This is a genomic window from Saccharospirillaceae bacterium (genome assembly GCA_022448365.1).
GTDB lineage: Bacteria > Pseudomonadota > Gammaproteobacteria > Pseudomonadales > Oceanobacteraceae > Bacterioplanoides.
In genome coordinates this window covers 475718-496460 of the sequence record JAKVCS010000003.1, presented here as the reverse complement: position 1 = coordinate 496460, position 20743 = coordinate 475718, and the positions used below count along the sequence as shown (strand labels likewise).

Sequence of the window (20743 nt, the reverse complement as noted above, 5' to 3'; positions counted from 1 at the left end):
AAATCGGTGCGATATTATCCGTGCGTTCACCGCTATTTGCAATCAAAGTCAGAAAAAACGCCAAGTTTTCAGCAGGTTAAGTCATATTTTTTGCTCGCTATTGAGAACGGATCTCAATACCGAGGGTGGGAATCAGGCTATTGCTGTGTCAAGCCAGTTCCGCTAATGCTGATAACTATCTTCGACTCGCGCATATTAAATTGGTGGTCAGTCGAAATATTGATATAAAGCAACAGTGCCGCCAAAGCAGGCAAAAATTTTCGTTATAAAACCAGATGTTATGGCCAGAGAAGAGATGATGGAAAACTGGTTGACCAATGGTGATGAGCAAAATCCGTTAATTATCCTCGCACACGGCGCCGGGGCGGGCAGCGACAGTGATTTTATGCAGAGGATGGCGCAGTTGCTGGCTGCCAAAGGGCTGTATGTTGTGCGGTTCGACTTTCCCTACATGCTTAAGCGTCGTACAGATGGTAAAAGACGTCCGCCGGACCGTGCTCCTGCATTGCTCGAAGCTTATCAACAGATTGTTATCAGGTTGAATCGGCCCTGCGTGATTGCCGGGAAATCGATGGGCGGGCGCATGGCGACTCTTATGACAACCGAGGATCATGTATCAACACAGATCAAAGGGTGTGTGGCGTTGGGGTATCCGTTTCATCCACTTGGAAAACCGGAAAAACTGCGTATTGACCATCTGAAGTCGATTGATTTGCCAATGCTCTTTCTGCAAGGCGTGCGCGATAAGATGGGGAATTTGGAGGAGGTCAGGGAATATCCGCTGGCAAGCGAGCTTAACATTCAATGGCTGTTTGATGGCGATCACGATCTCAAGCCAAGAAAAACCCGTGGAGTTAGCCACGATCGTAATCTTGAAGCTGCTGCCGAAGCTGTGAGTGTGTTCGTGAAAGAGTTGTTGCCTGATTGCAGGTAAAAGATTGTTAACCGAAAAATCGAAAGAAGCTGAGAAATTGGTGCCCCGGAATGGCGGGGCACCTGATTACCGGGTTAAGCCGTTAATACGGTAATTTTTTCTTGCTGCTCAAGGATTGGTTGAATCGAACCAATCACGTCCTGACGTGCTTGGGAGTTCGCCCAGTTGTTCCAAGCTTCTACATTCTGCCAATTAGTAATGATGATACGGTGATTTTTATTGCTGGCGTCTTTGTATGAAGCGCCGGAAATATAACCATCGGCTTCGAGTATGGCGCGAAGTGTATTTTTTACGGCATTGTCGTAAGTGCTTTCCATACCATCAGCAATAACGCGTTGAATAATTACCTTAATCATTTTCTTGTTTCCTTATGTTCATTGAAGACAGGCGACGAGCGTTTGCACGACTTCACGTTATAAGCATAGTGGATTATGACGGTGAGTGACATTAACAATTATCAACCTTAGTGGGAGTTTGGAGGAAGCGTAATTCAATCTCGAACCCCTTGTTATGCTCCGGCCACTGAATAACGCCCTGCATTAATTCGGTAACCAGGTTGTGCATCTGGTAAAGGCCCAGCCCTTTGCTGGAGGCATGCTGTCGTTGGGTGGTGTAAAAGGGCAGGAAAACTTTGTCGCGGTCTTCAATAGCCACACCCTTACCATTGTCGCAGTAGCGTAAGATCAGATAATCGTCATCGTCAGTGACTGAAATGTTAACGTTGAGCTGTCCCGACTCTGCTTTCTCTTGGTTATGATTGACGGAGTTGCTGACTAGCTGATCGAGAATACGTTTCAGGGCGTCCGGATAGGTGTGCCAATCGACGGTGAAGCAGTGAACCTCATGCTTGATATGTATAGCGTTGTTGCCCTGATCTAACTGATTTGCCCAGGTTGTTAACCATTGGCGAATGCGGATGGTATCTTGTTGATATTCCCGATCTACTGCAATAGAACTTTTCATCAGTGCATTAAGCTCGCACAAACGTTGCACCGAATTATCGATATGATTGAGCCCGTCAGTGAATAGCTGTTGGTCGTCTGACAGCAGTTGGGCCTGATCTTTCAAAAAACTCTGGGTCATGCGGATATTGCCCAAAGGGGTGTTCATTTCATGCGATACTCCCATGACCAGTTGGCGTAGCGATTGATTTTTTTCTTCTTGCAGCTGCCGCAGCTTCTCTTCTTTCTGATATTTTTCGGAAACGTCCTGAGCGTTGCCAATCCAGTGTGCGTTCTCTCCGTCCAATGCCTGACGTATTGAAATGCTGATCATGAGTTGCCGTTGTGTATTTGGCTGGATCAGCGCAAAAATAAACCCTTGGGTGCGACCCTCGCGGTTCACATTGTGTTCCAGGCGAATAAAGTCATGGTGGTTCTGGAACAGGCTTTTCAGGGTGAGATTAGCAGGGATGGTGTCCTGACCAATCATCGCGCGCCAGGCTGGGTTTGACTTTATAAAGTGCCCCTGGCGATCAATCTGGAACTGTCCGCTAAACGAATTCTGATACAGGTCTTCGTAATTACGCAGGTGATGAATGGATTCTTCCTGGCTGATCAGTAACGCTTTGCGATTGCGCAGCTTTTCACGATGCAGCTCGGTAATTCGCTCCCCCAGCGCCAGCGAGAGAAGCAGTATTTCGGCAAATGAACCCGCTTGATAGCCATATATGGTGAACAGATTTGTGGGTACCAATCCGAGGCTGCGAGCCGTCGCGAGTGATAGTCCAGCGATAAAAAACACCCATGCCAGGGTAAATATACGGGCCGACGAAAACCCTTTGATCCAGAAGTGAATACCCAGCAACAATGCCAGCAACGTAATCGCTAACATGAGAACATTCTGCACAGCGACCACCGGGCGGTAGGGTAAGAATAAACTCGCGATCAGACTGATCAAGGCTAGCGCAAAAAACATCCTGAATAATGTATTGGCAATCGGACTGTGGTTGGCTAAATCGAGGAAGCGTTGAATGAACAGCGACATTGTGCAAATCGTTGTTGAGAACAACCAGGGTAGCGCGTATTGATTGATTTCCGGTTGATCAGGCCAAAGGTATTGAAAAGCGTCTCCAGAGTAGCTGCTGTGGAATAGCAGAAAGTTAAGTACGAAGACAGAGTAATACAGATAAATACGATCCCGGGTAGAAAAGTACAGGAATAGGTTGTACAGCCCCATTATAAGCATCATTGAGATATAACCACCGCGCAGCCAGCTGTTCAGCAGCAGGTCGTCATAGAGACTTTTTTCATCAATCAGGTCCGTGGGAAACTGATGGGTACCTTCGGTGGCCATGCGAAATAGCAGCCAGTAGGGTTCACTCATCTCTGGCAAAGGGATCACCAGCTCCGGGTGATTCACTGTGCGTTGCGAGAACGGCAATCGATCACCATTGCGTTGTTGCTGGCAATCTTGCAGTTGTAGCAGCGATGCACAGGTGTATAGGTCAAAATGATCGATCAGCGAGTAATGATTGCGAACAAACCAGCGGCCTTCCACCTTGGATGCATCAACTCGGGCGATTAACCAGAAAGCCGACTTGCTGAAGCCAAAATTCGGATTCTCGCTTTTACTGATTTGCCAGTCTGTGGCCGCGACAACATCGGCAAGTTGTAAGTCTGCCGATGTATCCTCCAGAAAGGCGCTGTAGCTGCCAATGGGGAAGTGGCCAGGTTTTTCTGGCGTCAGTGTGATGAGCGGCAGGTTTTCTGCTAGTTGTTCATTGATGGGCAGTGCCGTCGCTGAATTGACCTGGAGTAGTAGGCTGGTCAATAACCCGAAAATTGTAAGGGCTAATCTCGTGATGATTGCTGCATTTATTTCTACATCGGTGCTCCGGATTCCGGGGAAATGCAAAGTAATATTCCGTAATATAGTTAGCTGATTGCCTTCACCAGTATAGTCAGCCATATAACGATGCCAGCAATCAGTACACCCCAATCCACGCCATTGAGTTCCGTGTTCTGAGCGTAGAAGCGCATGCGTTTGTCGTGAACCCGGTTGATTGCCTGATTTACCAGCAGATTGGGTAACAGGGTTAACATGATAACCAGAAATCCCCAGGGGTGGCCGGTAAGCAGCAGCCACAAAGGGATTAGGTTAAAAATAACAAACAAGATATAGACTCTGACGGGGCTCCAGCGAGCGCTCTCGCGATCGGCATGTGATTGCTTGTGAACCCGTTGATACAACTCCAGCTGATAGAAGATTGCCAGCACAGTGCGAAGCAGCGGATGGATGGTTGAGTCCTGACGTTTCAGCTGAACCCAGTTGCGATAGCTCCAGACCAAACCATAGAGGCCGAACGTTGCCAGTGACAACTCAATCAGTTTTTCAGTACCTATCTGAAAAAACAGTCCCTTTTCCAGGGCTTCCTTATGCTGCTGCATGGTGTTTCCTGCGTTGAGGTGCTCTCGCAGTATACCCATGGAAAGTGATCGTGCGAAACCCTGTTCAGTCTGTTGTAATCATGGGCTGGTGTTCATCCGCTGCTTTCAGTAACCTAGGTCGGTTTTAGTCAGCGCCGAAATAGAAGTGTATGTTTTTTGAACAGGAACGAGGGCAGTTTTTCCGCCCTCTTACCGGTAAATACCGGGCTCAGGTTATGGATTGCCTGCGCGAGTTGTATCAGCGGCTGTACAGCTCTAGCAGCGCCGACTACGGACAGGCATTGGCCCGCGATACCCTGATAGAAATCTTTCAGGAAGCGCTGGTTCGTTCTCCCCAGCTTGCTGACGACGATGGTGATGAAAACGCTCCGGCCGACGCGTTTGATACACGGCCAGAAGAATCCGACAGCAATGATCATGAAGGTCGCTTCAAAAACAGCCGCGAGCATGCCGTTTGGGTTCTCAACCAGTTAATGGATCACGGTTGGATTGAAAAGCAGGTTGACGAAGCAACGCTGCAAAGTACGTTTGCTTTCAGCCGTTATGGCCGCTTGTTTACCGAACCTTTTGTGTCTGACAGCCGTGCTACGGCGCGAACCCGCCATCGTAATACCCGCAACACCCGGAACTCGCTGGAATCTTTTCACGAACGCGGAGACGTATACGACTTGTTAGATGCGTACGAATATTCCGAGCGTATCATCAGCGATTTCACCGATGTCATTGCCGAGTTGGAAGAGCGTAAGCGTGATTTGGTTCGTGAAATGGAAGATCAGTTGCTGGTTCAACGCGCCAGTGAAGCCTTTTTCGATTTTATGGAAAATCGTTTCCAGCCTGATCTGTCGGTACGTTTATCGGCCGATAATGTGGAAAAGCACCGTGACCAGATCAGTAAGCTGATCAAAGGCATTCGCAATCAGGACAAGGTATTCAAAGCGTCCGCGGAGAAACGTTTGCGTGAGTTATTGCCGGAACTGGCTCAGGAGGGCACGTCGGTGCTCTGGACCTTACTGGACGGTATCGATCAGCGTTTACGTAACGCCAGCGATATTATGCTGCCAGCACTGCGAAAGGCTCTGCAGAGTTTTACCAAGCGTGCCGATATTATCATTCGCCAGATGAGCTATTTGGCGTCACAGCAACATAATGATGTGCTGGCTGTGTGTAAGCATCTGGCGTCTCAGCCAGAGGACAAACAAAACGAGTTGCTATTGCGGGCGGGCGATATGATGGCCGTACCGGAAATTGGTTTTGTCGATCCAGCCAGTATAAAAATGCATGCGGCCCGTCAGCGTCGTACCGTCGAGGCCGGGCTGGATGATGGTGGCGGTGATTTTGATATCGACGCGCGCAAGGACATTTATGTGCAGCAGGTACTGGATCAGGCTTTTCTGGTGAACCAGCAAGCGTTGCGTTCCTATATGCGCCAACATTTGACCTCGGGTAATAAAATATCGACGCGGGACTTGCCCATCGAATCCGCTCAGGACTTTCTTGCGGTATCCCATGCAATCGGGTTGGGAGCATCCGATGGTTTATCCAGCGAATTTGAATTCCGCATTGATTATGCCGACGGTTATGGCCCTGATTTGCCCAATGCCACCGCAGAAAATGACGGCGCCGCTGGTGAATATTTTGAACGTAAAGACCACTTCAGCTTTGAATTGGTAATGAAAGAGAGCGCTGCCGCTGAAACCAGCCAAGAGGCTGGTGAACCAGAGAACAATACCGAGGCCCAGGCGGATTAGAGAGAACTGATATGTTACAAGCCATTGATAAAGATTTAGAGAAAGAAGGCCTCAGCCAACGCGATTTTTCCGAATTATTAGTGCGACTGCTGGATTACGGTGTCATTTGCCGTGACGAAAGCCAGGTCGAGCAACAACTGTATGATCGTTATTTGCGTTTGGAAGAATTGGTTGCCGATTATCTCACCGTGTTGGGCATTCGCATTCAGCACGATCGTCGTTTCCAGTTCGTGCGGTTGTATCCGCCGGGTGCCCAGGTACCGGGTATGGAAGAAGATGCTCAGCCCGGTAATCAGGCGTTTCGCACCCGTTTAACGCAAAACGAGGTGGCGTTAACACTGGTCCTGCGTGCGCAGTACGATAAAGCTTTACGCGAAGGTTTAGTGGACGAGCAAGGGTGTGTGATGGTGTCGCTGGAAAGTCTCAGCATTGCCATGAAAAATCTTCTCAAGCGTGCTTTGCCAGATAATTTAACTGAACGTAAGCAATTGTTCCGCCGTTTAAAGCAATTGCGTCTGGTACAAATCAGTAACGAAGAACAACTGACGGACGGTGACATGTGGCTGCGCGTTCGTCCGATGATTATGAGTTACGTCAGTGATCAGGTGTTATCCGAATTATTGGAAAACGAATCGGATGAAACAGCAGAAATTCAAACCGATGACTCTGATCAGGATGACAATTCAGTAGCCGAGGCGAGTTCTGCCGATCAACAACAATCTGATGATGCGGATAAAGAAGGCGTTATTGAAGAAGTTGTCGGTGAAGAAAACCTTACTAAAGGCGAAGCGCCGGATACGGACGCAGTACAAGCAGAAGTAGAAACAGAAAACGAAGAACAGGTCGTTGAGACTGAAGAAGCCGAAGCAACTGACGAGACGCCTGCATCGGAAGAGGCTGAGCAATCAGAACAACTTCAGCCAGAAAAAGAAGCGCCAGCCAGCTTATTTGGGGAATAAATAGTAGCCATGTTTTTAAAGAAATTTGTATACGTAAACTGGGGCAATATTCCGGCTACCGAATTTGAATTTGGCCCAATCAACTTGTTATCCGGTGGTAACGGTTCTGGTAAAACCACGGCGGCGGATGCGGTGCAAACCATTATGACCGCGGCCCACGATACCTTGTTCCATTACAACCCGGGTCAGGACGAAGCCACACAGCGTGGTCGTGGCAAAAACGTACGGACGCTTGCGTCTTATGTTCTGGGTTGTGACGATGGCTCCTACGCTCGTCCGAACGGCGCGGTGGGGTATTTAGCCGCGGTTTTTCATCCCACTCAGGGAGAAAGTGGCGAACCATTTACTGCGGTTATTGGTGTCAGCGCCTCGATTGATCGCGCCGGTAACCAGCCGGTGGCACGTCAGAATGATCTGCAGTTTTTTATTGTTTCGGGAGAACAACTAACTCTTTCTGATTTTACTTCTGAAGATTTAGAGGGTATTAAAAACGTTCTGCCACTGAATAAATTCAGTGCAAATTTAAAGCGTCGTATAAAAAGTGATAACGTCGAAAAATACGACACGAAGAAACAATATCTGCGGCGATTATACGGGGCGCTGCGTGGTCGCCACGATGCGGTCAACGAACGTGAAGCGATGAATGCCGCTCGTACTTTCTCACGGTTTATGGCTTATAAACCGGTGAAAAGTATCAATGGTTTTGTGCAGAATGAAATTCTTGAAGCCAAAGATCTTGGCGATGCCATTCGCAGTGTCTCCGATCTGATGAAAACCATTTATGCAATGGAATCGGATGCCAATAACCTGGCTGAGACCATTCAGATTCTGACCAACACCAAAGGCGCATCCGATCGTTATATTGATCAGTGGATCGACTACAACGTTCTCGAATACACCGCCGCTAAAAGCCGCTATTTAAATGACCAACGCTCTTATCTGTCGGCAAAAGAAGGGCAGCAGGCATTGCGCGAGCGTTTGAGTAACGCTGAAAAAGAGCGTGAGGTGTCGCAGGAACGTCGTAAACAGTTGCGCGAACAGCTGATTTCTATGGAAGCCCAGCGCCGTGGAATTGATGCGCTGCAGGATAAAGATGCCGCAGAGCAGGCACTGGAAGATGGTAAACGCCAGCTGCAACAACAAGCAGTTCCGCTGCTGGAGCAGGAACAGATGTTACAAGCCAGCTTACGTGCTACTGAGCTGGTGTATGGCGCGTTGCAGAAGACCTCGATTGCTCTTGAAATTCCATCGCTGGGTTCTAAGAAGATTATCGATCAGGCGAAGCAGGTATTAGCCATCAAAGATCAGGGTGCGGTGGATTTTCGCAAACTGATGGGCAAAGACTGGATCGATTTATCGCCGCTGGAGGCACACCTGGATGACTCCCGTGAGCAGCAGAGTTTATTAAATCAATGGCGTGATCGCTTTCATAATGTTGAACTGGAAAGCAGTGGCATTTCGGTGCGTGACCAGATTTCTAAGCAGGTGGATAAACGGGAACAAAAACTGCAGCAAATTCAGGGCCGCATGGCGCAGAAACAAGCAGATATCGATAGCCTGGAAGCGCGTCAGCTAAATTACCCGGGTTTTGTGCGTCAGGCGCTGGAAGTGATTCGTCGCGAATGCCCGCAGGCAGATCCACGTGTGTTAGCCGACTATGTTGAAATTACTGATCCGGCCTGGCAAAGCGCGATTGAAGGTTATATCGGTGGCGCGCGTTTCAGTATTATCGTTGAACCAAAATTCGAAGCGGAAGCTGCGCACATTTTGCGTTCAATTCCGGGTGGCAGCCGTGCTCGTGTAATCCAGGGCGAAAAAGCGAAAAAAGACTGCGATCGTATTCGTGTGCCATCTAATTCCATTACCCATTTAATGGAGTTTGAACATGCCACCGCCCGTTACTATTTAGAAGCCAGTTACGGCACGGTAGAGCAGGTCGAAGATCTTCACGTATTGCGTATGACCCGCCGCGGTGTCACCAAAGAGGGTCTGGGTTCCGGTGCGTACTCCATCTATCGTTGTGATCTTGATGACACTGAGCTGGTGTTTGGTATGGGTGCCCGTGAACGTGCTCTGGCAGCGAAAAAGTCAGAGTTGGATGCTATGGCGGAACAAGCGAATGAAGCTCAGTTCCAACTGCGTCAGGTGGAGCAATTCCACGATGCGGTGAATTTATTACGCCACGTGACCTTTGCTGATCAGATACAGAATATGCTGGATATTCAGTATCAGATGCAGCAGGCAGAAAATGCATTAAATAATGTCGATGTATCCGACTTTTCTCATCTGGAAGATGAATTCAGTGCGTTAAAAGCCAAAGGTGATGATCTGGACTCCCAGATTAAAGATCTGGACGGTGAGCTGGGCCGCTTACAGCAGCAGTTAAATGACAGCGAACGTCAGTGTAAAAAGCTGTCGGATGAGCAGGAACGCACTGCTGAAATTGCGGATGAGAAAGAAGAAAATCTGCGGCACATCGTATCGGTATGGCCGGAATTTGACACCGAAGCACGCTTAAAAGCGGCGGATGAAGAAGCGGCTGAAAGCCCGGCAGAAGCGGTCGAAAACCAGCGGAAAACCATCGCGCAGGAATTGAGCAGCTCTGCACATGAGATAGATCGCAATATTAACGAACACAATCAGCGTTGCCAGACCGTCGACGCGATCGTTTACATGCCGAACTATCGTGAAGAACACAGTGTCAGTTTCTTTAAAACCGTGTGTGGATTAGAGCGCGAGGTCGAACGTGTTCATAACCGCCTGAAAAATAATATCCTGGTAGAAAAGCAAGAACAGTTGGTGCAATTGCGTGAGAGCTTTAACAACGCCTTTGTGACAAATCTGTGTCACTCTATTTATCAGGCCATTAATGACGGCAAGCGTATTCTCGAGGACCTGAACAAAGAGCTGGCTCATCACCAGTTTGGTGCTGACCGTGAAACCTATTGGTTCGATTGGGAGTGGGTGCCGGAATATAAAGAGTATTGGCAGTTCTTCGAAGAAATCATCAAAAATCCATCCTTGGGTGATGGTGCAACCCTGTTTGACGCTGACTTACCAAAAGGCGCACAGCGTGTTCGTGATCAGTTAATGGCAATGTTACTGGATGAAGATGAACAGAAAGCCATGCGCGAGCTGGAACGTATTTCTGATTACCGCAATTACCGCTCGTATGAAATCTATAAGCAGCCTGCGAACAAAGATCCGATTGCGTTAAGTCAATACGGCACGGGTTCCGGTGGTCAGTTGGAAACTCCGGCCTACATTATCCGTTCTGCAGCTATTACCTCGGCGTTCCGCTTTAACGAGGGTGATACTCACCTGCGTGTGGTGCTGGTGGATGAAGCCTTCTCGAAAATGGATGAAACCCGCTCGAAAGAAGTGATCAACTACCTGACCGAAAGTCTGGGCCTGCAATTGCTGTTTATTATGCCAACCAGTAAGTCCGGTCCATTTATGGATTTGGTTTCTAATCAGTTTGTCTTCTCGAAAGTACCGCTGGTGGGTGGTCAAAAGAAAGGTGAATTACAGACCAAGGTGCTGGTGGATCGACAACAGTGTAATCAGGACAAGGTGAAAGAGTTATGGGCCCATCATCGAAGAACCATTCGGCACCAGGCCGGGCTCGATTTTATGGAAGAGTTCGCTTAAGAAACGATCTGTGTAGCCCCACGTCTACATCAGATGGGGCGATAACAATCAGCTGAATATGCTCATTGATGACCTTTAAAATGCGCTTCTTCGCTGATTTGCCCGAGCAGCGTCCCACTTGTTGGAGTGGTCTCGAAAACGTTTCTTAATGAGTTCAGGAGTGTCATATGAATGAAGTTATTTATGAAACCGGCCTGACCTATGGCGAAGGTGATGGCTCGTTTCGCACTGCAGGTGGCGTTGCTGGGGTGCGTAAACTGGTGGATGCGTTCTACGATGCCATGTGTGAGCTGCCACAGGCGAAAAGAGTTCGGGATATGCACCCGGAAGACCTCAGCGAGTCACGTGATAAACTGGCGAGTTTTTTAAGTGGCTGGTTGGGTGGCCCGAAACTGTACCGTGAAAAATACGGGCCGATCAGAATTCCGGTTGCCCATCGCCATCTGGACATTGGCCCTGCGGAACGCGATGCCTGGCTATTGTGCATGCAGCTGGCTGCTGACCAGCAACCGTATCCAGACGACTTCAAGGAGTACCTGTTGAAGCAACTGTATGTTCCGGCAGAACGTTCGCGCAACAGGGATTAAGCAGGGTAATAAAATGCGTTTCTTACCGTTTTTAGGGTTGATGTTTTTCAGTGTGTTTAGTCAGGCTGAGATTTATAAATGGGTGGATGAAAACGGTAAGATTCACTTTGGCGATAAGCCGCGTCAGCAAAAAGCAGTAAATGCGCAAAAGGTTCAGATCCAGACCAGCCCTTCCAGCTGGCAGCCTCTTAATATTCAGGTGCTATACCGTGGTTCTTTGGAGCATACCTTGACGAATGAGCATGAACTTGATCGTCAGCGTATCCAGAGAGAAGTTAACTGGGTGTATCGCTTTTACGATGAAATATTGTATTTCGATTTCTACAAAAAGGTTCCTGTCAAAATAAATGTCTTGCGAGATATGCAGGAATATCATGACTATGTCTTCAAAATTTCAGGCTTTAGTGCAAAAAATTCATTGGGAGTCTATTTACCCAGTCTGCACGAGATTGCTGTTTTTATTCATCCAGAGAAACTTGATGGTAAAGAGGGTACTTACCGCACGATCAAACACGAGGCCAGTCACGCCATTATAGGTTCGTTAGCAGAGCTAATCCCGGCCTGGCTTAACGAGGGAATGGCAGAACAAATGGAATACATGACCCATCAGGACGGAAAATTTATAATTCCTCACCATAAGCGCAATCGACGCAGTGTGTTGCGCTCCCGGCAGCGTTTGATGGCAGTTGATCGTTTCATTGAAATTGATAGCCGGCGTTGGCGCAAAGCCCAAGCTAATGGGGTACCCACTCAGGGAGTTGCCGGGCAGTTGGTGTATTTATCGTTAAGTAAGTCCTATGGCCGCAGTTTTATTACCCGGCTATTGCAGGACTATAAACGCGGTGAAAGAAAACGTTCATTTTATTTGCTGGATGAACACTATATCGGCGGTACCAGTGCGTTTAAATTACACTGGCAGACCTGGCTGAATAGCGATATGAAGGAGCCTGCTGCAATTTACTTTCCCTGATCTCTGCAGACCATTCAGAGACAAAATTGAATACAATACTAATGAGTACTGATAGTAATAATTTGGATTTTTACTATTTAAAAACGGTAAAACTCTTTGTGGAAATGTCACAATCCAGCCGGATTATGTCGTAATCAGGAACCATCAAAGTCATTAAATTCCAGTAATGTTGTGCCCTCGAGTATGACTTCGAATGCAATACTCAACATCGTTACATGGAAATAATAATGAAGAAATTAATTAGATCAGGTCTCGCCACAGCCATCAGCTTTATTGGATTATCGTCAGTATGTGTTCAGGCGAATGCCTACGATACAGCGGATTGGGTATCTCAGGTTTATCAACAACGTGGTGATACTACGCTGCGTCAGATGGTTATTCCTGGTACTCACGATTCGGCAACTTATAACTTCAGCTCTTCATCTGATTTAGCCCCGGATGCCAACAGTATTTATGGTGCTGCTAAAGGTGTGGTTTCTGATTGGGGGAAAACTCAGAGTTATAACATTTACGACATGCTGCAAATGGGTATACGCCATTTCGATTTGCGAATTCTCAAGCACGAAGGACAATTTGTGAATGTACATGGCCTGGTAGGAATGACCATGCCAGACGTATTAGCTCAGGTTCGTCAATTCTCTGAGGAGCATCCGCAAGAGCCAATTATTCTTGAAGTTGCCAAAACCCCCGCTGCTGGTGATATGTCAGATTTACTGGATTTATTCGATCAGTATGTGAGTGATCGAAAGCCCGATGCCAGCAAATCGTTAGCCAATACGACATTAAATGATTTATGGGCGGACGACAGTGACGGCCATAACAATAATATTATTGTTATCTGGGCTTCCGGTAGTTCATACGGTGAGGAACGAGGCTACTTCGGCAGTTCACAATTAGAGGGTACTTGGGCAGATACTGAGAGTTCAGGTCAGTTATACGAACGATTATTGAATGGTTGGAATCGCAATGGCCGCATCTATAAAGGTTTGACCAATGCACCACAAGATAAACTTTTCTATAGTGCTTTCACGTTTACACCGAAAGACTCTACCATCATTGAGGATGTTTTTAATATATTCAGCTCTGGGAGTATTCTGAACTGGACACGAGACTGGATGCGCTCGTATCTGGGCGAGTGGGTTGCTGATTGGGAGAAGCAGGGTATTCGGCCGAATATCATGACTGCTGACTTCTTCGAATATACTGCAATGGTACCAATGGCGATTCGTTTGAATACCGAGGCACCAGCAGAACCAGACGATGCTTTGCAATACATGCGCACAGACGATGTAGTAAAAGTATGGGGCGATCACGGTTCGGGCGCTGATTATGATGGCTCTGTCTGGCGTCTGCGTTCAGTGCCGGGTTTTTACCCGTTGGGTGATATTCCCATTGCTGGCTACCGCTTTGACTGGAATATTGACCGTATTCTGGTGAAAGACGGTCAGCCAGGTGTGGCCAAACCTCTGGGTTATAACTGGGTATGGAATGACAATGATTCCGGTGCCGACACCGATGCCAGTATCTGGCGTCCGATTGCTCCTCAGGGTTTTGTTTGTTTAGGCGACGTAACGACCACTAACCATGGCATCGCTCCGTCAACCGATTTAATTCGCTGCGTGCATGAATCGTATGTGCAGGCCTCACAACACACTAACTGGAAGTGGAATGACAACGGTTCTGGTGGCAAATACGATGTGTCACTTTGGGATGGTCATAACAGTGATGGCAGCTCATTAAATACCGGTTCAATGCGGGCTAACCGCGGTCACTCTGCACCCGCCCGGAATCTATTCCAGCTGATTAAACGTGATCGTACCCAGGAAGTAACCGGCCCGGAATTTCGCGAGCTGAAAGTAATGGGTGTGTGTATGGATACCAGCAACAAAGCAGTTAATGGTAATAACGTATTTGTCCATTCCTGCTGGAATCCGGCAACCTGGCAAAAATGGGTGTATGAGGAAGCCACAGGTTTTATTCGTAATAAATCTAATCCACATATGTGCCTTGATGCCACCAATGGCAATAGCGCAGGCACCAGCGTAAAAATGTGGCAGTGTGAAGACCATATTAATCTGAAGTGGGATTTTGTTGGTGCGACCATTCGTCCACGGAAAAACCATAATCTGGCACTCGATGTGAAGTGGGGCACGCCGAACGATGGTCAGGATCTGTGGTTATGGAATGTCGATGCGGGTGTAGCCCAAACCTTTGGTTGGGGAAACTGATTGATCGGTTTTGATAATGGCTGTTGTGAAATAGTTATACGGGCGGGTAGGTCATCCAGCCCGCCAGTATGATGGAACTATTTACGGATAATGCCATGATCCAGTGCGTATCGGATTAAGCCTGCCGATGTCGAAATGTTCAGCTTTTGCTTAATCTTTAAGCGGTGAGCTTCAACGGTACGCACTGAAATATTCAGCTCACGTGCGATTTCCTTATTACCCAACCCGTCGGCCAGTAATGCCAATACATCCTCTTCCCGCCGACTTAATACATCATTGCTCTGACGGGTTTGCGCTTCGCTGAAGTCGGTAAATAAGGTTTTAGCAACGCTGGAACTGAAGTAGGTACCCCCCTGGTGTACCGTTTGCACTGCCAGGATCAGCTCTTCCGCTGCCACATCTTTTAATACATAACCAGCTGCTCCAGACTGAACCACTTTCAGAATATACTCCCGATCATCATGCATAGTGATCATCAGAATGCGAATATCCGGATAGCGCTTTTTGAATTCAGCGCATGCTTCCATACCGTTCATAACCGGCATGGATATATCGAGCATGACAACATCTGGATTTAATTCTGCGGCAGCATCCAGCGCTTCCTGGCCATTGTTCACGTCGGCAACAACGGTTAAACCGTCTTCGCTTTCGAGGCTGACCTTCAGCCCTTCACGGACCATGGGGTGGTCGTCTGCGACAACGATTCGAATTGTTTTAGACATACTTATTTATCTCCGTCTTTATTGGGTTCAGCGGGAAACAGAGGTACTGGAGGGAGAAGCTCTGATTCGGCTGCCAGCTGAATTTCTGATGGTGAAACTGTCAGGTTAAGCTCTGCGCGTATGCTGGTGCCTTGTTTGTCATGACTACGAACACTGAATTTGCCGCCAAGTAATTCCACCCGTTCGCGCATGTTCATCATGCCCATACCGGATGAGGTATCGTCTGCTGAGAAACCATTACCGTTATCTTCGATGATGATCACTACGGATTTATCGCTGGTAGTAACCGACACGGTCACGAGGTCGGCGTCCGCGTGTTTCTGGATGTTGGTAATGGCTTCCTGTACCAGGCGATAGACCGTCATCTCGACCGCATCAGGCAGCCGTTCGTCCGGTAATCGAATCTTTCGTAGTACCGTATGAGCACCTTGTTCTTCGAGTGTATCCAGTATGCCCTGCAGTGCTGCCTGTAAGCCAAGATCATCTAACAGTATCGGGCGAAGATTATGGGATATCCGGCGAACTTCCTGAATAGACATATTCAATAATGCTTCAGTTTTTTCCATATGTTCCACCGCAACCTCCTCCGGCCATTTCTTTTTTAATAAGCCGAGGCGCAATTTGGCCGATACCAGCAGTTGATTGATGCCATCGTGAAGCTCACGAGCGAATGTACGGCGCTGCATAATCTGGAACGATACTGAGCGGTGTGCAAGCTCTCTTAAGCGATCGTCAGCCAGTTGGGTTGCATGCATATTAATGACGACCACGATCACCACAACCAGTGTTAGTGTAACCGCCAGCAGCAGCGAGGCGGTTACAAATGTTTTGCGGATATTGGCATCAACTTTTTCTTGCAGCTCTCGGGTTTCGAGTGCGATGTCATCCAGGTACAACCCGGTTCCCATCATCCATCCGAGCTTGGGAATACGCACAACATAACTGAGTTTTTTAGTATTGGAATTCGCTGAGGGTTTATTCCAGGCATACTCGTAAAACCCGCCGCCGTTGTTTGCCACCTCAATTAAATCACGAATGACGAACTGGCCGTTTTCATCCTGTACGTCAATCAGATCACGACCGACCAGATGTGGTTGCAGGGGCAAAACGATATTGACACCGTTATCACCGTAAGCAAAAAAGTAGCCATCCGGACCGTAGGTCAGGCTGGATAGAACACGTTTAATGTCATATACCGCCTGGCTGCGGGACTTGCTTGAGCTTTCGTCCATTTCATCCAGGATCGGTGTGATCGATGTCATTGCCAGATTGACGTAGTCGCGTAATGCTCTGCGTTTGTCTTCCATCATGGACTCTTTCACGATGGACAATTGTTGCTCCGACAGACTTTTGGCCTGACGTTGTGTTACCCAGGTAATGGTCAATGTGAGTGCGACCAGTGGAAACACAGTCAGCAACAGTATTTTGGCTTTCAGGGTAAGGTTCATGCCGCATGCCCTAGTATCTGTAGTAATCATTCACAGTCTGTTAAGACCTGAGTAAAGCCGGACTTTCTCTAGTATCGAACCGGCTGACTGGCGAGTATAAGGCTAAATCGTGTTTTCAGGGACTCGACTGATTGATCGCGTAACAGGACACGGCCAGGATGGAGATCGAAAAGGGGAGAGCAGATTTCAGGAAACTGACTAATAACACCAGCGGACTGTGATATGAGTTGCTCTTAACCCGATAACAGTCGCTGGTATTTGATGAGCTTGTGGTGATTATTTCAATTTGTATTCGGCAAGAATATTATCAAAAGTTCCATCAGCTTTAATTTGAGCCAACCCTTTATTAAACGCAGCAATAATGGTTTTTGCTCGTGGATTCTTCTTAGCAGCAGCCACGTGCAGTCTGTTGACCGTTAATGCGTTTTCGGTGAACTCGATCTTTTTCAGCAAGGTAGCGTCCTCTTTGCTGATAGTCGCCCGAGCCACGATTTCATCTTCCAGTGTCAGATCAATGCGGTTATTAACCAGTTTACGGACATTGGCTACCAGGCTGTTTGATTCAGGACGTTTGAAGCTATTGGCTTTGAGAAATTCACTTTCATAACCGTAACCACGAACTACACCAACCGATTTTCCTTTCAGGCTGTTGAGGTCAGTATATTCAAAATCGTCACCTTTCCTTTTAATAAACTTAATCGCATTATCGAGAAAGGGTTCGCTGTAGTCATAAATCTTGGTCCGTTCTTCCGTCCACCAGGCCCCCAGAGTGACATCATACTGCTGTTCTTTTACGCCATTATTGACCCGTGCCCAGGGCACAACAAACAGTTCCAGTTTGTATCCCTGAGATTTAAAAGCGGCTTTTGTAATATCCAGTGCAACACCATTTTTTTTGCTGGCGTCATAAAATGGTGGCCAGTCACCGTATGCTGCCTTGATGGTTTCTGCCTGCAGTGATGCAGACAAAAAAGCCGATAATAATAGTGTCAATAAAGGTTTCATAATGTGGCTCCCGGCCAGATATTCTCAATGAATGGACTTCTTTATTATAGGTAGCCTTGAGTCTAGCGCTTTAGGTTGACGTCTATTAGACGAATTTATTATAGGTTTGGCACTGATTGTTACATAAAAAACCAACCCGGCTGACAAGCCGGGCAACATCATTATGATGTACAAGAGATTTCTCGGTGAAAACGCACGAAAGAACGGCTGAGTTGCTGATTGGGTATCAGGCCACACTTATGCCTTCATTTTTTAATGGATGTTTTTGGTTTGGGGCCGGAAAAACCGATTCGGGGTTGTTTTTTGTTTGTTCCAGTGGCTTTTGCGCGGTTGAGAAATGCAAACGTGGATCATTGACCTTACCAAAACGCAACATAGCCATATCCAGTGCGTAGTTCTGGTACAACTTCCAGGGCATTGCAGAGCCTTGTTTCGGCGCTTTATCCAGTGCTCGCTGGATATAGCCGGATGCCATATCGACAAACGGTCGGTGCTCGACACTGGCATCGACGTTGCGCGGAACAACAACGGTTTTTCCACTCGCATCCATATGATTCAGCAGCCGGCACATCCACTCGGTGATCAGATCGGCTTTTAATGTCCAGGAGGCGTTGGTGTATCCAAAGACCATACCGGCATTGGGCAGGTCTTCCAAAAGAAAACCGCGATACACTATTTTCTCTTTCGCGACCAGCGGTTGGTGGTCGATCTGAACTTCCATTTTGCCGAACATTTCCAGATCCAGGCCGGTTGCAGTAACAATAATATCAGCATCCAGTTCCTCGCCGGATTTCAGCCGGATTCCGTTTTTTGTGAACGTATCAATGTGATCGGTAACAACCGATACTTGTTTCTCGCGAATGGCTTTAAAAAGATCACCATCAGGTACTGCGCACAAACGTTCATCCCATGGGTTATAGCTTGGGCTGAAATGTTTCATATCAAAATCCGGCCCAACCTGTGTCTGGGTCAGTTTGTAGATCAGTTTACGCGCCTGCTTTGGGAAAGCCTTGCAATAGTTATACATCAGCCAGGATAAACTGATATTGCGGGTTCGGGTGATGCGATACACCCATTTCTCCGGCAACAGCTTACGCAGAGCGTTGACCATAGGATCGTCCTGAGGAAGGCTCATGACATACGTTGGTGAACGTTGCAGCATGGTAACGTGTCCGGCTTTAGCCGCCATCGCCGGTACCAATGTCACCGCAGTTGCACCGCTGCCGATAACCACAACTTTTTTGCCACGGTAATCCAGATTTTCTGGCCACTGTTGCGGATGAATAACCGGGCCTGCAAAGTCTTTAATACCAGGGAAATCAGGGGTGTAACCCCGGTCGTAATTGTAATAACCGGTGCAGCACAGTAAAAAGTTACAGACGTAATGTTTGGGGGCGGTGCTGTTGCTGTCATTGACGGTTAGTTGCCAGATACCCGTTTCGCTGTCCCAGTTGGCGTTAATTACGCGACTGCCATAACGTATATGGGGGGTAATATTATTTTCCTCGGCAGTCTGGCGGATGTATTCGCGAATATCTTTGCCGTCGGCAATACCGTTGGCTTGGGTCCAGGGTTTGAAGTTGTACCCCAGGGTGTACATATCAGAATCTGAACGAATGCCCGGATAACGGAATAAATCCCAGGTGCCACCCATGGCATCACGGCCCTCAAGAATGGCGAATGTTTTTTGCGGACAATCTTTTTTCAGGTGACAGGCGGCACCAATTCCAGACAATCCGGCGCCAATGATAATGACATCAAAATATTCGGTAGCAGACATTGCGGTGCGCCTTATTAACGTTGTTGTTCAGGTGAACGTTACTGTGCGCGAATCGGCTGATGCTGAACAGGTGATTCAGCGTCAGCTTTGACGCGATCCAGCATCAACTGAGTACAATCCGGCGATGCATCCCACATTAAATCTGGCAGACATCGGGTAATAGATGCTGCCATTCCGACGTGTCATGCGTTACTGCGAAGTTCATTGAATGAAAGCCTGCAACCAGGCACAACAAGTCTGCTCAGGTCTCCAGGTCAGGTACCCGGCATGGTAAGAATCAGTGTGCCGGTTTTGCGGCCACTTTCGGCCCGATGATGAGCTTCGGCAATTTGTGCCAATGGGTATTCGCTATCAATCACCGCCTTGAGTTTGCCTTGTTGAATTAATTCGGCAAACCATTCCATATCTGATTGTTGTTCGAGAGCGATATCCATTACCAAACGCTTTTGCTGAAACCGGAACAGCCGGGCAAGGGTATTTATGCATATCTGACGTATTTCTCTGAGTCCCCCGGCGACTGCCAGATATTGACCTTGCGCCGTGAGATAGGGTTTTAACTCGTTGAAATCGGTTTTACCGACCGTATCCATAATTACGTGCCACTGCCGCCTGTCGCTGGTTTGATCTGCACTGGGAAACCCTTTTTGGGTGTAGTCGATTACCTCGTCGGCGCCGGCCTGGGTAACCAGGTCAGCATTTTTACCACTGCACACAGCGGTGACTCGCGCACCAAGAATCTTGCCCAGTTGCACGGCGTAAATTCCTACAGCGCCGGATGCCCCATAGACCAGCAATTCCTGACCTTCGGCCAACCCCGCTTGTTTCTGCAAAAAATGTTTCGCTGCAACGGCGCCAAATGGAATGGCGGCAGCTTCTTTAAAACAAATATTATCCGGTTTGATCGCAATGGCGGCATCTTCAGGCAAACACAGATATTCGGCGTTAGCACCGAGTCCGAGTCCAGTGGCGCCAAACACCTCATCACCAACTTTAAATCGCTTGACGTTGCTGCCTGTTGCCGTAATGACGCCGGCCAATTCAGACCCCAGTATTGTCAATTTGGGTTTGAACAAACCGCTAAAAAAGCGCGCAACAAATGGGTCTGCTTTGCGTAAGTGCCAATCGCCTGAGGATACCGTGCTGGCCTTGATACGGATTTGCACCTCATTTTCGCCGGGCTGAGGGATTTCCCGCTCTTCCAGCTGGAATACTTCAGGTGTGCCATAGCGTCGGTAAACAGCGGCTAGCATGATGATTTTCCTGTTGAGCAAATGAAGAGTGGCAGAGTAGATGTTTAATCGGATGCTTTTTTGATAATTTGT

At 47.9% G+C, this 20743-nt stretch carries 15 protein-coding genes; 7 read left to right on the top strand and 8 right to left on the bottom strand.

The genetic code is table 11. The features are described 5' to 3' along the window. Positions 1–280 precede the first annotated feature (280 nt). Positions 281–934 carry an alpha/beta fold hydrolase gene (locus tag MK185_05920; GenBank protein MCH2040152.1) on the top strand — a complete coding sequence of 218 codons (654 nt, stop codon included), beginning with the start codon at positions 281–283 and terminating at the stop codon, positions 932–934. Between the two features lie 74 nt (positions 935–1008). Here MK185_05920 and MK185_05915 read toward each other — a convergent pair whose 3' ends face one another. From MK185_05915 to MK185_05905, 3 genes are all read right to left on the bottom strand, one after another. Continuing rightward, positions 1009–1290 carry an antibiotic biosynthesis monooxygenase gene (locus MK185_05915; protein MCH2040151.1) on the bottom strand — a complete coding sequence of 94 codons (282 nt, stop codon included), beginning with the start codon at positions 1288–1290 and terminating at the stop codon, positions 1009–1011. Between the two features lie 91 nt (positions 1291–1381). Continuing rightward, positions 1382–3844, bottom strand: a complete 2463-nt coding sequence (locus MK185_05910) for an ATP-binding protein (protein ID MCH2040150.1) — start codon at positions 3842–3844, stop codon at positions 1382–1384. After that, a complete protein-coding gene (locus MK185_05905; GenBank protein MCH2040149.1) occupies positions 3811–4323 on the bottom strand; it encodes a hypothetical protein in 513 nt (170 codons plus the stop codon). Before MK185_05905 ends, MK185_05910 begins: the two co-directional genes overlap by 34 nt. A 149-nt stretch (positions 4324–4472) precedes the next feature. Between MK185_05905 and MK185_05900 the strand changes: the two genes are divergently transcribed. The 6 genes from MK185_05900 to MK185_05875 all read left to right on the top strand — a co-directional run bounded on the left by MK185_05900 (position 4473) and on the right by MK185_05875 (position 14466). Next, positions 4473–6071, top strand: coding sequence for a DUF5716 family protein (locus tag MK185_05900; GenBank protein ID MCH2040148.1), 1599 nt, complete (start codon positions 4473–4475; stop codon positions 6069–6071). A gap of 11 nt (positions 6072–6082) precedes the next feature. Further along, entirely contained in the window at positions 6083–7030 is a 948-nt protein-coding gene (locus tag MK185_05895) for a DUF4194 domain-containing protein (protein ID MCH2040147.1), read from the top strand. Positions 7031–7039: 9 nt separating this feature from the next. Continuing rightward, positions 7040–10681 carry a hypothetical protein gene (locus MK185_05890; GenBank protein ID MCH2040146.1) on the top strand — a complete coding sequence of 1214 codons (3642 nt, stop codon included), beginning with the start codon at positions 7040–7042 and terminating at the stop codon, positions 10679–10681. 167 nt (positions 10682–10848) lie between these two features. Next, entirely contained in the window at positions 10849–11268 is a 420-nt protein-coding gene (locus MK185_05885; GenBank protein MCH2040145.1) for a group II truncated hemoglobin, read from the top strand. 13 nt (positions 11269–11281) lie between these two features. Then, positions 11282–12238, top strand: a complete 957-nt coding sequence (locus MK185_05880) for a DUF4124 domain-containing protein (GenBank protein ID MCH2040144.1) — start codon at positions 11282–11284, stop codon at positions 12236–12238. A 227-nt stretch (positions 12239–12465) separates the two neighbouring features. Next, positions 12466–14466, top strand: a complete 2001-nt coding sequence (locus MK185_05875) for a ricin-type beta-trefoil lectin domain protein (protein MCH2040143.1) — start codon at positions 12466–12468, stop codon at positions 14464–14466. 77 nt (positions 14467–14543) lie between these two features. Here MK185_05875 and MK185_05870 read toward each other — a convergent pair whose 3' ends face one another. From MK185_05870 to MK185_05850, 5 genes are all read right to left on the bottom strand, one after another. Then, positions 14544–15188, bottom strand: coding sequence for a response regulator transcription factor (locus tag MK185_05870; protein ID MCH2040142.1), 645 nt, complete (start codon positions 15186–15188; stop codon positions 14544–14546). Between the two features lie 2 nt (positions 15189–15190). After that, positions 15191–16636: a cache domain-containing protein gene (locus tag MK185_05865; GenBank protein ID MCH2040141.1), complete on the bottom strand. Its 1446-nt coding sequence runs from the start codon at positions 16634–16636 to the stop codon at positions 15191–15193. Positions 16637–16912: 276 nt separating this feature from the next. Continuing rightward, entirely contained in the window at positions 16913–17641 is a 729-nt protein-coding gene (locus MK185_05860; protein MCH2040140.1) for a transporter substrate-binding domain-containing protein, read from the bottom strand. 226 nt (positions 17642–17867) lie between these two features. After that, positions 17868–19421: an NAD(P)/FAD-dependent oxidoreductase gene (locus MK185_05855; GenBank protein ID MCH2040139.1), complete on the bottom strand. Its 1554-nt coding sequence runs from the start codon at positions 19419–19421 to the stop codon at positions 17868–17870. Between the two features lie 254 nt (positions 19422–19675). Beyond that, positions 19676–20671, bottom strand: coding sequence for an NAD(P)-dependent alcohol dehydrogenase (locus tag MK185_05850; protein ID MCH2040138.1), 996 nt, complete (start codon positions 20669–20671; stop codon positions 19676–19678). Positions 20672–20743: the final 72 nt, after the last annotated feature.

What these genes read in the sequence shown, in the direction of transcription:
- MK185_05920 (MCH2040152.1), top strand. Translation starts at nt 281, where the DNA reads ATGGCCAGAGAAGAGATGATGGAAAACTGGTTGACCAATGGTGATGAG.
- MK185_05915 (MCH2040151.1), bottom strand. Translation starts at nt 1,290, where the DNA reads ATGATTAAGGTAATTATTCAACGCGTTATTGCTGATGGTATGGAAAGC.
- MK185_05910 (MCH2040150.1), bottom strand. Translation starts at nt 3,844, where the DNA reads ATGGCTGACTATACTGGTGAAGGCAATCAGCTAACTATATTACGGAAT.
- MK185_05905 (MCH2040149.1), bottom strand. Translation starts at nt 4,323, where the DNA reads ATGCAGCAGCATAAGGAAGCCCTGGAAAAGGGACTGTTTTTTCAGATA.
- MK185_05900 (MCH2040148.1), top strand. Translation starts at nt 4,473, where the DNA reads ATGTTTTTTGAACAGGAACGAGGGCAGTTTTTCCGCCCTCTTACCGGT.
- MK185_05895 (MCH2040147.1), top strand. Translation starts at nt 6,083, where the DNA reads ATGTTACAAGCCATTGATAAAGATTTAGAGAAAGAAGGCCTCAGCCAA.
- MK185_05890 (MCH2040146.1), top strand. Translation starts at nt 7,040, where the DNA reads ATGTTTTTAAAGAAATTTGTATACGTAAACTGGGGCAATATTCCGGCT.
- MK185_05885 (MCH2040145.1), top strand. Translation starts at nt 10,849, where the DNA reads ATGAATGAAGTTATTTATGAAACCGGCCTGACCTATGGCGAAGGTGAT.
- MK185_05880 (MCH2040144.1), top strand. Translation starts at nt 11,282, where the DNA reads ATGCGTTTCTTACCGTTTTTAGGGTTGATGTTTTTCAGTGTGTTTAGT.
- MK185_05875 (MCH2040143.1), top strand. Translation starts at nt 12,466, where the DNA reads ATGAAGAAATTAATTAGATCAGGTCTCGCCACAGCCATCAGCTTTATT.
- MK185_05870 (MCH2040142.1), bottom strand. Translation starts at nt 15,188, where the DNA reads ATGTCTAAAACAATTCGAATCGTTGTCGCAGACGACCACCCCATGGTC.
- MK185_05865 (MCH2040141.1), bottom strand. Translation starts at nt 16,636, where the DNA reads ATGAACCTTACCCTGAAAGCCAAAATACTGTTGCTGACTGTGTTTCCA.
- MK185_05860 (MCH2040140.1), bottom strand. Translation starts at nt 17,641, where the DNA reads ATGAAACCTTTATTGACACTATTATTATCGGCTTTTTTGTCTGCATCA.
- MK185_05855 (MCH2040139.1), bottom strand. Translation starts at nt 19,421, where the DNA reads ATGTCTGCTACCGAATATTTTGATGTCATTATCATTGGCGCCGGATTG.
- MK185_05850 (MCH2040138.1), bottom strand. Translation starts at nt 20,671, where the DNA reads ATGCTAGCCGCTGTTTACCGACGCTATGGCACACCTGAAGTATTCCAG.